This window comes from Variovorax sp. S12S4 (assembly GCF_023195515.1).
Lineage (GTDB): Bacteria > Pseudomonadota > Gammaproteobacteria > Burkholderiales > Burkholderiaceae_C > Variovorax.
Map to the genome: position 1 here is coordinate 4809241 of NZ_JALPKR020000002.1, position 15258 is coordinate 4824498.

Genomic DNA, 15258 nt, shown 5'->3' on the forward strand with positions numbered 1-15258 from the left:
TCTGCGACACCTTCGTCCAATAGGTCTCGCAGTGGTTTTCTGATTTCATGACCTCACGCGCCATACGGCGCGCACCCGAGTTCCCTCTTCGTTCATGCACGCATTTGCGTGCGTGGTCTTTTTGAACCCAAGGAGTTTGAAATGCGATTGATCCTTTCGACATTTGCCCTTGCCGCCGCGCAAGTCCTGGTTTCCACTGCCTACGCCCAGGCCTCTTCCGACAGCTCGGCCATCCGTGCCGAACGCAAGGCGGAAGGCGTGGACGCCTCGCATCACTTCATGCCCGGCGAAGGAGATCCGAAGCCCGATCCGCGGGCCAAGGTCACCAGGGCTGAGCGCGCCGCGGCTCGCCAGGCGCGCAAACCCGCTGGCGTGGAAGCCGCGCACACCTTCATGCCGGGCGAGGGAGACCCTCGGCCCGAGCCCAGCGCCAAGCTCTCGCGCGCCGAGCGGTCGGCCGGCCGCAAGGCAAGCCGTGCAGAGATTGCGCGCGAGAACAAGAGCGGCGAGCTCCCGTCGTTCAACGACAACTACGGCGGCAAGTAGGCTGCTGCTTCACCCTGCTGCCACGGCCTTCTTCAGGGCCTGCAGCAAGGCAGTGTCGTCGAACGGCTTGTCCAGGCATTCGACCGCACCTTCCTCGAGCAGGCCCTGCCGGAGCGCACCATTCCCGCGGGCGGTAATGAAGATGACCGGGATGTTGCATCCGCGCACTTTCAGTTCGCGGTAGAGCTCCACGCCGGACATGCCGGGCATGGTGATGTCCAGGATCAGGCAGCTCGTTCTGGCGATGGCATCCGACCCGAGGAACGCCTCTGCGGAGGTGAAAGCACGGGCGACAAAGCCGAAAGCTTCCAGGAGCGGCGGCAACGATTCGCGTACCGACTCGTCGTCGTCGACTACCGAGACCACCAGTTGAGCAGACATTTGGGCGTCCTCGCGGCTTCCATTGATTTTGCGCAGGTGGCGAATCATCCACGTGCGTTGTCTTGGAGCCAAAGACACGTACGCCGCTTCCTCCCTGCCCGTCGTCACCTACAGGATGCTCGGTTCACCGAACGCCGTAAACGATACTTTGGTGTCGGATCGGCCATCGCTGTCGGGCTCCGGCAACAGCCGCCGGCGAATGGCCAAGGAGGCACGCAACGGCGCGCGCTGTACGTCTAGCCGCGCAACGGCCGGAATCCGGCGCGCAGTTCCGCCGAGAAGGCCGCCGGCTGTTCCCACGCGGCGAAGTGGCCGCCCTTCTCCAGCCTGTTGTAGTGAATGAGCTTCGGATAGGCGCGTTGCGCCCAGCTGCGAGGGGCGGTGTAGATCTCGTCGGGAAATGCGCTCACCGCGGTAGGCAAGGCCACGCCTTTGGGCGCGAAGAAAGGGAGCTTGCTCTCCCAATACAGACGTGCCGAGGAAACGGCGGTGTTCGTCAGCCAGTAGAGAGTGACGTTGTCCAGGATGTCGTCCCGCGTAAGGCCTTCAGATTGGCCCGCAAAGACACGCGCGATGAGCGCGTAGCTGCGCGCATCGTGGTCCAGCATCCAGGCGGCAAGGCCAATCGGCGAATCCTCGATGCCGTAGAGCGTCTGGGGGCGACTCCCCATCTCCTGGGCATAGGCCAGGCCGTGCTTGTAGAAAGTGTCGAGCTGGTCGTATGCATACTTTTCGTCGGCGGAAAGGCCGGATGGCGGCGGGCCGCCGGCCGCGAGCGCCTTTGCAATGTCGTCGGGAATGGTTGCCGGCATGTTGGTGTGAATGCCAACGAGGCCTGCAGGCGCCAGCAAGGCCATCTGCTCCGTGACAGCGTTGCCCCAGTCGCCCCCTTGTGCCACATAGCGTGAATAGCCGAGGCGCTGCATGAGCACGATCCATGCGCGCGCAATTCGAACAGGGTCCCAGCCCGTCGTGGTCGGCTTTCCCGAGAATCCGTGTCCCGGCAACGAGGGAATCACCACGTCGAACGCGTCCGCCGCCGTTCCGCCATGCGCCGTCGGGTTGGTCAACGGGTCGATGATCTTCATCTGCTCGATGATCGAGCCGGGCCATCCGTGGGTGATGACTACGGGCAAGGCATTCTGGTGGGTCGAACGCACATGGATGAAATGGATGTCCACGCCGTCGATCTCGGTCATGAACTGGGGCCAGGCATTCAACCTGGATTCGCATTTGCGCCAGTCGTACTTCGTTTCCCAATAGCGCGCGAGTTCGCGCATCGTCGCAAGCTGAACACCCTGCGACGCGTCATTTACCGTTTCGCGCGATGGCCATTTCGTCGCCTTGATGCGCCTGCGCAAGTCTGTGAGGTCACCGCGCGGAAAGATCGCGCGGAATGGCCGGATTGCATCTTTGTGATGCGCCGGCCTCTTGCCGCCCGCCGGGCCGTGAGGATCTGAGCTCACGGTCTGGGCGCGTGCAGATGAGGCGAGCGCGAGGGGACCGGCTGAAAGCGTAACGGTCGAGCCGGCAACGAAGTCGCGCCGGGTGATGGATGCTGGTGATGTCATGGTGAATCCTTCTCTGAGAAAAGGAAATCACACCAGACATTGTTTTGCCGATCCATTGGACGAAGGTGTCGCAAATCTTTCACGGTATTCGAGGTTTGTTAAGTGCAGGTCTAAGGGAAGCGATGTGACCGAATAAGTTGAGGCAACAGCCTCAATGCGCGTGGGCCTGGGGCGCCGCGGCCGGCCGATCTGGAACGGTCACCGAAACGGTCTCGCTGGTCAGGATCTTGTGGGTCGGGTCAGCGACCTCGATCAGCATCTTGTGCACGCCGGGTGTAAGCCCGACGACGATGATCGGGTCCGCACTGGTGTGCGCCCAAGTGCCCGGCCGGTCGTCGACCGTCACGTGAAGGTGGCCGACGCGCGGCGACACGCTGCGCGCGCCCTCGCCGAAAACCGGGACGACGCGCACATTCTCGGTTCGGTACTGGATGATCACGACCCCCGCGCCAGTGCTTCGGACAACGGCGGATACACGACCAGCTTTCCTTGCGACTCCGACGCGATAGGAAGGATCGGCGTGGGGCGTCCGACGTCCGTCGCGGTCTCACCCCCGCATGGACGGAAGTCAGGGTGAGCGCGGCAAGCGCTGCGGCGACGACGAGGGGCAGTTTCATGAAGGTCTCCAACGAATTCGATGGGAATTTCTGTGGCGGCGAACGTGCAGCCTGGCGTCGGCGCATCAGTAGTTGGGTGCGCAGGCGGTCCAGGTCGCGTTCGCTCACCTGGCCGGTACAAAACCGGGCTTGCCCTTTTCAACGAAGTAGGTGGCGAGTTCGGACGCTTTGCCGTTGCCGACGTTCTTTGCCGAGTGAACCGCACCGTCCGGAATGAACAAGGCGTCGCCCTTCTTGAGGGTCACTGGAGACTTGCCGTCGATCTGGTATTCGATCGTGCCTTCGAGGACATAGGCGACTTCCACGCCCGGATGCGAGTGCCTGGGCGCCAGCACGCCCGGCGCGAAGTCGACGCGTGCCTGCACGACCTCGCGTCCTGCGATGCCCAGATCGTGCTGCAGGACGTCGGTGCGCCCCAGTCCGGAGGGCTGGGCATGCGCCAGCGGCCACATGCCGCCAAAAGTGGCGATCAGCAACGCTGCCGCCATGAGTCGAGTCGTTTTCATTGGATGCTCCGTCGTTCTTCAATATCTGGGAAAACGCACTTCATCAGATGCCGCTGCGCACCGTGATGCGAGCAAAGCCCGTGGCGGACCGGGACGGGACACTGGCGGAGGCGCCATCGCCATACAGATTGCCGGCGCGCGCGGTAGCGATGGCCTCGGCGCGAATCGGCGCGCGATTGGCCAGGCTTGCGGTTGCAACCGGCACCCCGGCCGAAGCGCCTTCGGCATATGGGTCGGCGTTGCGCGCCGCCTCCGCGGCCTGCACGCGCACGTCGGCGCGGCTCACCGTGGAACTGAACTGCAGCACGCCTTGATACTCCTCGGCACTGGCGCCTGAGGCGGCAAACGAGACGAGCGACGTGGCGGCGATGGCAGTCAGAAGCTTTCGGGTGTTCATTGTGGTTTCCTTCAACAACGGATCGAGCGGTACATCGACTGAACCGGTCTCACCCGGGTCTTATGCGATGAGTGGATTGGATCGGCCGCTTGTATCTCCGATGTGTCATGGGCCCGGCGTTTTGGACGCTCATGTATTCGGATCGACATCCGACACATTGGCATACAGAAATCGTGAGTTCGACTTGTCTAGCACTGCAGGCCAGCCACGCAAGACGGAGCGATCCGCCTGAGCGACGTCACCTACTGCATCGAGATCGTCATCGATGGCGTCGGCTGCGCTTATCGGAGCGCCGTAGATTGGCCGGAGCGGGCCACAGGTTCCAGTCGACGGACGATGAGTCGTGATCGTTCAACCGTTGCGTGTTCTGCCAGCCGATTGCAATGCGAGACAGGAGGGATGCGGTTTCGCGGTATTCGGCGAGGCCCGACAAGCGGAGCGATTTCGTGGGCAGGCGATATTCCGGCCGCAGTCCCATTCGCCGTTGATTCGGCGAACCCCAGCTGCGCATTGCAAGGGAAACGGGGGCAGCCCTTCTTGAAATCATCGGGTATGAAAGGTGACAGTGGTCGGCATCGAGGCGTTTCCCTGAGCGTCCTTCTTCTCCTCAGCCTCTACCAGCGCCGAACCACTGTCGAGAGGCAGTGTGCCCAGCTCACGTGAAGTCAGAGTGAACTCTGTGCAGGAGTTCTGTGAAACGATACTCCCCGTCTTGTTTCATGCAACCGATGCGCAATCCAGCCAGTTGGTTCTGTCAAGTCCACCATGAGGTGAGGCACCTCGCCTTGCTCTTCCGCTAGCTGACTTCGTCAGCACTAATGAAACGTGCGCCATGGCACATGGCCGACGAAAACGGCCTTCCAAGAACGGCCGGTTCCGGGCGCTGCTAACTTCGGCTTCCGGCCCAAAGCTCCGAGGCTGCGACCGGTTACAGTCGGCCAGAAGCGGACCTTCCAGTGAACCTCCTAATGACCGTTGAAAACACCTCGATTGTTGACGCCGTGGGCACCGACAAGGAGACCGGGGAATACCGGTCAGTCGCACCGGTCGCTGAAGCGCGTGCGCACTGACCTCTGTTCCGGCAACAATGCCAAGAGCAGTCGTTATCGACCGCCATCAAAAAAGTGGCGCGTCGAGCCATCTTTCCTCCCATGAACCGGAGCAAATTCACGTGACCACAATTGCCGAGAAGACAGGATTCGTCACCCTCATCAACGTCTTCACGGTCGAGCCTGCGAATCAATCGGAGCTCCTCACGCTACTAGCACGCGCCACGGACACGTCCGTCCGCAACGTGCCGGGCTTCGTCTCCGCAGCTCTTCATCGCAGTGTCGACGGTACAAAAGTCACGATGTACGCGCAGTGGGAAAGCGCCGAGCACTACCAAGCGATGCGCTCAAACCCGGTGGCGTCACCATTCCTTGACCAGGCACTCGCCATAGCGAAGTTCGACCCCGGTATGTACGAGGTGGTCAAGGTCTTCTCTGCTCCACCCCAAAGCTAGCGGGCGTTGATACCGCCGCGATACTGTGGAAAGTCGCTTATCAGCTGTGCAGGTTTTGGCTGCAGTCGGCCATGAGCGTTCCTTCGAATGTGAGAGCAGAATTCATTCACTGGCGGGGATGCTCCCGACCACAAACGCGCGCTCACCATACGATTCCTGCCGTGCGCTCGGCGAGTCTGCGCTGCGTCCGCTTGAGTCGATCTACGGAGCGAATCCGCCGAACCGCCAAAAAGCTCGCAATATCAAGTTCTCGACGAACCACCATTGCCCGATCAGAAGGCCAATAGTCACGCCCGCTACAGCACTCCATGTTCGGCCGGTCCTTTTAAGAACCATGACGGCAAAAAAGCAACTCAAGATTCCAAGTAGCGACAGGAAAAGATAGTACCTTTCCGCTGCCCAGAACGTCTTGTACGCCAAAAATGTCAGCAGCGAAGCGCAGACAAAGGGCCCCCACAGCCTGAGACTTTTCATTGCCTGAAGCTGCCTATTGCGGAGTCTCTATATGCACGACTGTCCGCTTCAGTACCGGGCCTTGGAGGCTGCGGCCAGTCCCTCGGGTTGTCCGGTAAGCGCTGTAGTTCATCCACCATTGTCCTGTCGCAGCCCGCTCGGCAGGCCCTGTTCGAACCACATGACACATAGCACATGTCGTGTCGTTGATAGCATGCGTCTCCGCTGTCCGTGGGTGGCGCGTTGCCAACAGGGTTGCCGCCGCATGAGTACTGCCCGCCGCTCCAACATTTTCCACCCCAGTTTCCATTGGAAGGCCCATTCAAAAGGCTTCTGCCGCCCGACATGTTCAGGTAGCTGGTGCTGTCCAGCCCAAGCGGATCGGCAAAGCTTAGCGGATTCGCATCCACATACCCAAACCGATTCCACCCGCCATCCAGTCCGATTGGGTCCGGCTGGCTGTACCGCCCCGTCTTCGCGTCATAGCTCCGGTAGTAGTTGTAGAACAAGCCACTCTCGTCATCCGCATACTGCCCCGGATACCGCAGCTTGAACTTGACCTCCGAGATGTTCGTGGTGCCCGGATTCGGCGTCGTTTCGAGGTTCGCGAACCTGTTCTTCGCGATCGTCGGCCTGTCCTCCCCGAACGCGCTGTAGCTCCACTGCCAGACCGCCTGGCCATCGGCATTGCTGAGCTTCCTCGGCGTATTCAGGTGATCGCTGTGCACCGCATAGGTGGCACCGTCGATCACCGCCGCAACCGGCACCGGCCCGTTCGCCGTCGGCAGATAGATGTACTGCGCCTGCCCGGCGCTGTTCGCGCCGCCGCTGCCCACTTCCGCGATCAGCGTGCCGTTCTCGTCGTAGACATAGGCATACCCCAAGTGCTCCGCCTCGACCGTGGCCGGGCTCCACAGCTTCGTGAAGAACGCCACCAGGCTGCTCCAGAAGCCGGGATCGTTCTCGTCCCCCTGGCTCGGCGGGTACAGCGGCTCGGTCTTGAACACCCGCTGGCCCAGCGCGTTGTGCGCGTAGCGCGTGGTCGGGCTCACGTCGGTGGCGCCGGTGGTGGCCGTGGCCAGGCGGCCTTCGGCGTCGTAGCCGTAACTCCTGAGGCCATCGCTCAAAAGATCGCCGTTGGCGTTGTAGCCATAGGCCACGCTGGTGCCGCTGCTGCCGTTGATCGTCTGGCTGAAGCCCGCCAGGCGGTTGGCACCGGGCAGCAAGGTGTAGCTGCGATTGGTGGTCTGTCCCGCCAGAAGGCGGGTACTGGCGGTGCGGTTGCCATTGGCGTCGTAGCCGAAGCTGGCACTGTCGGCCGTGGTCGCGAAACTGGTGATGCGGCCGGTGGCGCTGTAGCCGATGCTCCAGGTGATGTCGGCCGCGGCGATGGTGCTCTGGCTCGGATCGCTGTCGGCCGGGCCAAACAGGTTCTGCGTGAGGCTGCCGATGCGCCCTGCCCCATCGTAGGTGTAGCTGCTGAACTCGGTCTGGGTCAGCCGCGCGGCGCTGTCGTAGCTGCGGCTGGCGGCGAGCTTCGGTGTGGTGCTGGTGAAGGCCCAGTTCCAACCGGTGGGCTGGCCCAAGGCGTTCCAGGTGACGGCAGCCAGGAGCGGCGCGCCATTCCAGTCGAGTTGCACAAGGCGGCCGGTCGTGTCGTAGACATGGTTCAGCACGCCGGTCAACGGGTAGGTGATGCTCGCGAGCTGGCCGGTGGCGCTGTTGTAGCTGTAGGCGACCTGCTGCACGCTGGCGTTGGCCAAGGTCTGCTTCTTGAGCGTGACGCGGCCATGGATGTCGCGCGTGTACTCGGTGGTGCCGCTGCGATCGAGGATCTCCGACAGGTAGCCCTTGCTGTTGGCGCTCAGGTCGTAGCGCAGCGTGGTGGTCTTGCCATCGGCGAACACGAGGCCAGTGGGCCGACCCAGGGCGTCCCGGGTCACGGTGGTGGCTTGGCCCAGTGCATCCGTGATCTGGCTGGGCAGGCCGAGGCTGTCGTACTGCGTGCCGCGCGGGCCGATGTCGGCGCTGGACTCGGCCGTGGCGTTGCCCAGCGCGTCGCGGTTGTAGCTGGTGGCCACGGCGTTGAAGTCGCTGGCCTGGGTCACGGCATCCAGCGCGTTGTAGCCAAGGCTGGTGCTGGCGTTCGCCGCATCGGTGATGGTCTTGACCCGCCGCAGCGCATCCAGACCCCAGCTGGTGCTCTGGTTCAGTCCATTGGTCTGCGCGATGCGGTCGCCGTTGGCGTCGTAGCTGAAGCTCTCGGTCTGGCTGCCACCCTCGACCTGGGTCGCAACGCGGTTCAGCTTGTTGATCGTGCGCGCCGTCGTCCACGCGATCGAGCCCGCGCTGTTGAGGATCTGCTCTGTCAGCCGGTTGCCGGCCGGGTCCAGCGTGTAGGAGCCGCTCTCGCCGCGGTTGTTGCTCCAGCCCGTCAGGCGTTGCGCGGCGTCGTAGGTGTAGGTGGTGACCAGCCCAGTCGGCAGCGAGGTGGTCGCAATCGTGCCGGTGGTGTTGTAGGTGAAGGCCGTCGTCTGGCCAGGGCCGGTTCCCACCGTGCGCGAGAGCAGGCGATCGCGCGCATCCCAGGTGAACGTGGTGACCAGCCCGTTCGGGTCGGTCTGGCTCGTGAGGCGGTTGGCGGTGTCGTAGGTGTACGCGGTGACATGGCCCAGCGCATTGGTCGCGCTCTGCACATTGCCGCGGGTGTCGTACGCATAGGTGGTCACGGCGCCGTTCGGCTCGGTTTGCGTGTGAACCAGGCCTTCGGGGGTGTAGGTCCGCTGGCTCGTGCGCGCCGTGCCGGAGGTGCCACCGGTGTCGGCGACGGTCTCCGTGAGCAGCCGGCCGTTGGTGTCGTAGGTATAGGCCGTGTCCCGGCCTGCCTGGGCGACCAGCGTGGGCACGGGCAGCGTGGCGTCCCAGGTCGTGGCGATCGCTCTTTGCTCGGGCGTGCCGAGCGCTTCCGTGCGCGAGGCCTCCAGGCCTCGGGTGTTGTAGGTGAAGCTGGTGACGCTGCCGGTGGCGCTGGTCTGGCTGGCCAGCAGGCCTCGGGTGTCGTAGGTGAACGAGGAGTTGCTCGCTGGGCATCCCGGCGCCGGTTCGCCCTGGATCTGCGAGATGCGCTTGACGCCGTTGACGATGACGTAGTGGTAGGTCGTGGCCCGGCCCACAGGGTCAGTGACGGTGGTGGTGCCGTTGGCGTTGTAGGCGACCTGCGTGAGGCCGGCATTGCCGGCATGCGTGGTGCTCGTGGCGCGGCCCAGGGTGTCGTAGGTGTAGGTGGCGAAGCGCACGCCCAACTCGTCGGTCACGCCCGTGAGAAAGCGCGTGTGGGTCGGGTTCTCGTAGTGGTAGGTGCGGGTCGTCACGTCCGCGCCGGCGGTCTTGACGGCGGACACGAGCCGGTTGGCCGTGTCGTAGTTGTACGCGACGCTGAAGTTGGGCGTGGTCAGCGTGCGCGGCTGGAAATGGGCATCCTCGGTGTAGCTCAGGCTGTTGCCGAAGCCGTCCGCCACGGTCACGGCGCCATTGGTGCCATAGGTCAGGATGTGCTGCCAACCGTAGGGATGGGCCTGCTTGGTCAGGCGCCCCGCGGCATTGAACTCGTACTGGATGTTGTCCTGGTCGACATAGCGCCAGCCGGTGCCGACCTGCGAGAGCGTGCCGAGTTCGTCCGCATCGGGGGTGATGGTCGAGCCGCTGCGCGCAAAGGGCGACTCGCGGCCGTTGGCGTGCAGGAGCACGACTTCGGTTGCGCTGATCCGCAGCCGCGTGGCGTAGGTGTACCGCCAGTAGCCATCGGCGCTGTTGAAGATGCGGGCGAACCTGAGCGGGAAGTGCGCTGAGGCGCTGCGGAAGTCTTCCTCTTCCTGCACCTTGTTGCCCATCGCGAAGTTGATGGGGTTGCCGGTGCACGACTGCGGTCCGTTGCGTTCGGTGCCGTCGCCCTTGTTCTTGCGCGGCGCCAGATCGGTGGTGTCGTAGTACACCGTCATGTAGTCCGATGCACCGCACCCGCCGACGCTGCCGGACACCGCGAGGTAGTTGGGGCCCTCGCGCAGCGTTACCGGGACGCCGCGGCCTTCGAGGAACGAGACGACGGCTGTGAAGGAGCCCGAGTAGCTGAAGAACGGGGAACCATTGAGCGTCGCGGTCACGGTGCCGGCGTCGCCCGTGGTCGCGTCCCCTCCTCCCGTGCCGTACACCGTGATGTTGGGTGACGTGACCTTCGCGCCCTTGCTGGGCGAAGTGAAGCTCAGGGAGCAGCCGGCGTGAGCCCAGCCAGAGGCGCCCAGCAGCGCGACGGCCGTGGCGGTGGACAACGCCAACCGTTGGATTCGGGTACGCAGGCGGCTGCCGTGCACGGCATCCATGTCGTTACGCATACGGACTCCCTCGTTAATTCGTTTGAATTAATTGCATTGCCGAGAATGGCAATTGCTGGAAGCGAGCGTAACGACATGTCTTCACATGTAATTGAATGTCCCTTTGTGGACCCCTAGATTACTGAGCAAAAGAATTAATTCGCCGTGAATGTCATAGAACTTAGGTGGTCGATTGGAAAGAAATCGTTCCGGCTCGAAGCCTCGTGGGCGGACCGGAATGGCATGCGGGGGACGGCGAACGGTGCTTACTGCAGGTAGTGCGCCCCACACTGCCCGAATGCTAATAGTTGGTCGACGCTAGTACGTTCGCGACCTTGGCGAGCGCTCACGGTGAAGTGAACTCCGCAACAGTCAGGCGTCAGGTCCTTATCGCCGTGTTCAGCTGAATTGCGGATTCCTGCCAACGCAGGCCCCGTGCTGGGAGTGCAATGCCGTGCCAATCGCACCTGATTTCGAACTCCCATGGCGCCGGCACTTTGGGCGTGGCCTGCAGAGATGCCAGGGTGGGTAATAGACGGTTCGGACCGGAATGAACAGGGTGGGTGGGTAAAAGACGGCGTCCGTCGACCTGAAAAGACCCACGCGTTAACTCAGGAAGGGGTTAAGGGACTGAAAAGACGTCAATTCGGCCCTCCCCTGCCAGTCCAACCCGTCTATTACCCACCCTTGGCCGGCTCTCACGAGAAAAGGATGGTCAGATTCCGTCGAATACCCACCGCTGTCTTGAACGTGCCTGACTCGGTACCACCATTTCCGTCGATTACCCACCCAACAGCTGCTCCTAATCTTCCGGCATGGGCATGGCGATCCGCGGTTTCAACTGCACTAGAGATCTTCCGTCTGATCTGCGCAAGGCTGCTGCTGATCCGTCAGGACGGCCCTGCCCGGCGAGCTTCTTGTTTTCTCTCGCGGTCACCTGCGAGGTATAGACCGCACTGCGAATTGTCTGATAAAGATGTCGATGAATGCGGCGGTCATCGCCTCCCGCACCTGATCAAGCCCTTCGATCCGATGGAGCTTTTGGACGTTCTCGAACGACGAGCGGCGATCGCCGCGGCCGTCGCCCCTGACGTCTCACCACCATGCTGCAGCCGCCCCCGCGAGGACGTCAAGGAACGGTGTGACCTCGAGCTACATGGATGATTGACTTATGTGTTCCGTTGTCCAACACCCGTCCGCGTAGCAGATCTCAAGCCGTTCGACATTGAGGATCGGGTACTTGGCGTTGAACGGCCAGAAGTGGGCCATTCGCTGCCTAGAGCTCCATCCCGGGTGCAACAACGAAACGCGGACAGCCTGCATGAACTGACCGTGGCTGAAGGCATAGACAAGCGACTGCGGTGGGAGCTTCTGCAGCCACCCCAAGGTGGACTCGACGCGGCCAAGCAACGTGTCGAAACTTTCTGCGGTTGGACCGTCACGGTACGCCGGATCAGCCGTCTGCCAGTAAGCCTCGATGTGCGGTAGCCGCTCCGCGCGCGAGGTGCCGTTCCAGCGGCTCGGCTCCAGGTAAGTGAACTCCTCCATGGGAAGGATCTCGACAGGCACCTGCGGGAAGCGGTCGATGGTGGGCTGCGCCGTCAAGCGCGTGCGCAAGTACGGAGACAATGCGATCAACGTAGGAGTTTGCGCCCAAGCGGTGGCCATCCGTGCGGCCTGGTCATGGCCCGTCGGGGTCAATTCGAGTTTAGAAAGGTCGAAACTCGGCTGGCCGGCATTGCCGGTACTTTCGCCATGACGGATGAAGATCACTTGCATGCGCCATTGTCTCTTGGCATGGCGCTGCGCACGGCGCAGACCCCGTGCGCGCAGCGATCCGGTCAATTCAAAGACATGCGTCCGACGCATTCGCGCGCGAAGACGAACGGCAGTGTTCCAGTCCAAACTACACCCGAGTGATCGTGATGGATGCATACGCATGTAGTGGCGCACGGACTCAGGTCCCGAGGCCTGTGCCATCACAAGGGGGTGCATTCCCTTGTCCCGTGCCAAACGCTGGAGAGCCGCTCCGCGGGCGAACCGAAGTCAGCCCCTGAGCAAAAAGCGACCTGAAGCGCCAGATGATGCTTAGCGCGCAGCGGTGCCGATCTTGTTGCGCCCGTCAGGCATGCCGGTGGACTCGAGGGGTTCTGCCTCCAGTCTTTGGGCTTGCCTGAGCGCCAGCGTTCGGTTCGAAAATATCGACTGCAGCGTGGCCGGCTCGAACCGGGTTCGCGTCAGCCGGCTGACGAGTTCTGAATTCACTTCCACCCGGAAGTCGAAAAAGTACCCGAGCAGCACTTCGACGGGGATCGACGCCTCCCCTGCCTCACCCTTGCCGTCCAGAATCCTGTAGATCAGCGCGAGCGGTGCGGCGGCACTGATGGCCGCAACCGAGGGGGCGTCCGTGTCAACCGAATCGGCCAGCTCGAGATCCCGGGCGATCAGCCTGAGCCAGCGGTCCGGCAAGTTCGCGGGAAGTGCAGCCTCGGGCGGTTGGCTGAGGATTTCTTGCTCGAGAAGGCCAAGATCCGTCATCGGAAGCGGCGTATCGTTCATTCCTATGCCCCCAGGTCTATGCGGTGAACAGAGGCGGTCGCTTGGCCCGTTGAAAAATGATGGGCTTCCAAGCAGACTGACGGCATATATGCTGTGGTCAAAAAGATAGCATATTCGGCACCCTCACCGGGTGTCTTCGCTCCCCAAGAAAAAGCTTGCCCCGGCGCCGCGCTCAACCTCGTTCGAGCCGGCGGTGGCCACTGCTTTCGGGGACGTGATCCGGGCTGAGCGCCTCAGGCAGGGAATTGCGCAGGACCAGTTCGCCGTCCTGGCCAACGTCGATCGGTCCTATTACGGCAAGCTCGAGCGCGGCGAACGACAGCCTTCCCTCGGCTTGATCCTACGGGTCGCGAAAGGCTTCGGCGTGCCGGCCAGCGATCTTGTCTTGCGCGTGGAAAAGTCGATCACCCGGGAATAACCACGGCTGGCGTCTCGGTGGCGACCAAGCGGCACGTGCTCGCCGGTCATTCGGAATCTGCCCCCTGCAGCACCGCGCGCAGGAAGGCGAAATGACCGCGGTGCAGCGGTCTGGATTTCATTTCCTGAGGCTGCTCACCGGGCACCTCGCATTCCTGTCACCTCTTACCCCGCAAGGGACCGCCCTCTTCTTTCCACCGTGCCAGCGCCATGCGCAGACCATGGATCGCGCCGGCGGACGAGTTAGCAATGGCTGCCACGGGATGCGACAGGCTTTGCGCGGCGAACCGCTCACCGTCGGCGTGCGGCAACCGCGCAATCATGAAGAAGCAACGCGTCTCGCCGAGGAGATGCCGCTTCCGTGCATCGGCTGTCCCGGTGATATCGAGCCTTGGCCCGTCAGTCCAGGTTGTCGCTTCGTGGTCGTACCAGGCGCAATCCGGCGCGCACTGCGACGCGAGATGAGCGCGCCGCTCGCCGGCCTGTTCCTGCGCCCGCCGCACCCTCGCCGCCTTGTCTGTGCTTGCGCGCGCACTCCAGCAGGGCATCTGCGGAGCATCCATGCACAGCGCCAACTTTCCGGCGCGGTTGCTTGCGGCACTCCAGGCCGGGACCACACGTTCGCCGACCACGCCGTGCCCCCAGATCAGCCCGCCCTGCGCCACCGCCGCCGCTGCGGCTTTGCGCGCAGCAGCCCAGAGCATCAGCAAGCTGCCGGCAGTCGTCCATTGCAGAAGCCATCGCCGCCCGGTTCTCCCGAACACCAGATGCAACGGATGCGAGGACCTGTCGGGCGCAAAGCCAGCGAAAGGGTCTCCATTCCATGAAGGGGGCATCTCGTACGACCGGCGCCGGAACCAGTCGCGCAGGCCCACGCTCAAGACGCACGACTGCCACCACAGCAGCAAGCACCACGCATCTTGCGATGCCGGAACCGTCCGCAGATGACGAAGGATCCAGGCTTCGTCCGAGGACCGGGCGAATGCGTCGGCCCATCGCCGTGCCTGTCTGTGTAGCACACGCCGCAGCAGATAACGCTTGATCGCCTTGAAGATCGCACAGGCAGCTTCGAAATCCGGAGTTTCCGGAATGTCATGCCGCACGCGCACCGCTTCTCCGCCGAACCCATGCGACGAACACGCCCAACCTTCGCTGCAAAGCTCGGGAACACCCGCGCTGTTCCAGCGAGCTGGGGGGTGGGTACCGCAAGCACCTGGGCCCAATGCCGGGCGTGGGCCATGTAGCGCTCAATGCCAGGGTAGATCGACCAAGGCTCGCGCAGATCGAAACAAAACCGGCTGCCCGCACCCAGCAGCCAATCCGCGAGTTCCCCCAGCACGGCGTCGCGGGCCGGATTGGGCTTTGGCGCCCTTGCGGCCGCGGCTTCGAGGAACACGCGGCCGCATCGGCAGCAACCTGGCGACCGGAACGGACTGCCGAGCTTTCCGTGGGGAATGGTCAGCCCGCAGCGACACCGATATTCCAAGGGCAGGTTGTGCACGGGGCATTGCTGAAGGCCGCACAGCGAGAACAGTACGCTGTGGAACCCTTCGGCCAGGCACGCCGGACACCAGACCACGAACCGGCCGAACAGTGGCCAGAGGCTTTCCGGGTAGTGCCCCACCTGTGACCCCTGCAAGGATCCGGCATCTTCGCCGGTTACGCGGCAGAACCGCGACAGCCGCAGCGATCGCTCCGGGCGCACCGAACAGTCCAGGGACATCGCCATGCCGCTGGCATCGTTGCGAATGAAATCAGCCTCGAACGACTGTGGACTTGGCTGGTTCAGAACCATGAATCGTTGGATGACGATCCACGTCGAGGTGTACGGCGCGATGCTGCCGCGCGTCCAGGCCACGCGCCGAAACCGCCGGTCACGACTGAGCCGGCGTTCGCCGGCGACGGGGCCGAAGGCCCCCGTTGTTGCCATCGTGGTCATG

The 15258-nt window shown here is 63.2% G+C and carries 12 protein-coding genes and 1 pseudogene; 3 read left to right on the forward strand and 10 right to left on the reverse strand.

From position 1 onward, the window contains the following. The first annotated feature begins 141 nt into the window (after positions 1 to 141). Entirely contained in the window at positions 142 to 546 is a 405-nt protein-coding gene (locus M0765_RS23585; protein WP_258506206.1) for a hypothetical protein, read from the forward strand. Between the two features lie 9 nt (positions 547 to 555). On the opposite strand, the gene M0765_RS23590 is transcribed toward M0765_RS23585, so the two are convergent. From M0765_RS23590 to M0765_RS23615, 5 genes and pseudogenes are all read right to left on the reverse strand, one after another. Next, positions 556 to 975 carry a response regulator gene (locus M0765_RS23590; RefSeq protein ID WP_258506207.1) on the reverse strand — a complete coding sequence of 140 codons (420 nt, stop codon included), beginning with the start codon at positions 973 to 975 and terminating at the stop codon, positions 556 to 558. A 188-nt stretch (positions 976 to 1163) separates the two neighbouring features. Further along, positions 1164 to 2498 carry an epoxide hydrolase family protein gene (locus tag M0765_RS23595; protein ID WP_258506208.1) on the reverse strand — a complete coding sequence of 445 codons (1335 nt, stop codon included), beginning with the start codon at positions 2496 to 2498 and terminating at the stop codon, positions 1164 to 1166. 151 nt (positions 2499 to 2649) lie between these two features. Further along, positions 2650 to 3320, reverse strand: a pseudogene (locus tag M0765_RS29560) (DUF6130 family protein). Beyond that, positions 3220 to 3621, reverse strand: a complete 402-nt coding sequence (locus M0765_RS23610; RefSeq protein WP_258506211.1) for a cupin domain-containing protein — start codon at positions 3619 to 3621, stop codon at positions 3220 to 3222. The pseudogene M0765_RS29560 and the gene M0765_RS23610 overlap by 101 nt, the downstream one beginning before the upstream one ends. Positions 3622 to 3664: 43 nt before the next feature. Beyond that, positions 3665 to 4018, reverse strand: coding sequence for a helicase SNF2 (locus M0765_RS23615; RefSeq protein ID WP_258506212.1), 354 nt, complete (start codon positions 4016 to 4018; stop codon positions 3665 to 3667). Between the two features lie 1171 nt (positions 4019 to 5189). Here M0765_RS23615 and M0765_RS23620 point away from each other — a divergent pair. Next, the gene (locus tag M0765_RS23620) at positions 5190 to 5522 is read left to right on the forward strand and encodes an antibiotic biosynthesis monooxygenase family protein (RefSeq protein ID WP_187111594.1); all 333 of its coding nucleotides are present in this window, start codon (positions 5190 to 5192) and stop codon (positions 5520 to 5522) included. Between the two features lie 470 nt (positions 5523 to 5992). On the opposite strand, the gene M0765_RS23625 is transcribed toward M0765_RS23620, so the two are convergent. The 3 genes from M0765_RS23625 to M0765_RS23635 form a co-directional block, all read right to left on the reverse strand. Next, entirely contained in the window at positions 5993 to 10363 is a 4371-nt protein-coding gene (locus M0765_RS23625; protein ID WP_258506215.1) for an RHS repeat-associated core domain-containing protein, read from the reverse strand. A gap of 1131 nt (positions 10364 to 11494) precedes the next feature. Further along, a complete protein-coding gene (locus M0765_RS23630; RefSeq protein ID WP_258506217.1) occupies positions 11495 to 12121 on the reverse strand; it encodes a histidine phosphatase family protein in 627 nt (208 codons plus the stop codon). A 309-nt stretch (positions 12122 to 12430) separates the two neighbouring features. Continuing rightward, positions 12431 to 12901, reverse strand: coding sequence for a hypothetical protein (locus M0765_RS23635; RefSeq protein ID WP_258506219.1), 471 nt, complete (start codon positions 12899 to 12901; stop codon positions 12431 to 12433). Between the two features lie 130 nt (positions 12902 to 13031). On the opposite strand from M0765_RS23635, the gene M0765_RS23640 reads away from it, so the two are divergent. Then, the gene (locus M0765_RS23640; RefSeq protein WP_258506221.1) at positions 13032 to 13319 is read left to right on the forward strand and encodes a helix-turn-helix domain-containing protein; all 288 of its coding nucleotides are present in this window, start codon (positions 13032 to 13034) and stop codon (positions 13317 to 13319) included. Positions 13320 to 13476: 157 nt separating this feature from the next. On the opposite strand, the gene M0765_RS23645 is transcribed toward M0765_RS23640, so the two are convergent. Beyond that, complete coding sequence (locus tag M0765_RS23645) at positions 13477 to 14091, reverse strand: hypothetical protein (RefSeq protein ID WP_258506223.1); 615 nt, start codon at positions 14089 to 14091, stop codon at positions 13477 to 13479. A 104-nt stretch (positions 14092 to 14195) separates the two neighbouring features. Then, complete coding sequence (locus tag M0765_RS23650; RefSeq protein WP_258506226.1) at positions 14196 to 15257, reverse strand: hypothetical protein; 1062 nt, start codon at positions 15255 to 15257, stop codon at positions 14196 to 14198. Position 15258 lies beyond the last annotated feature (1 nt).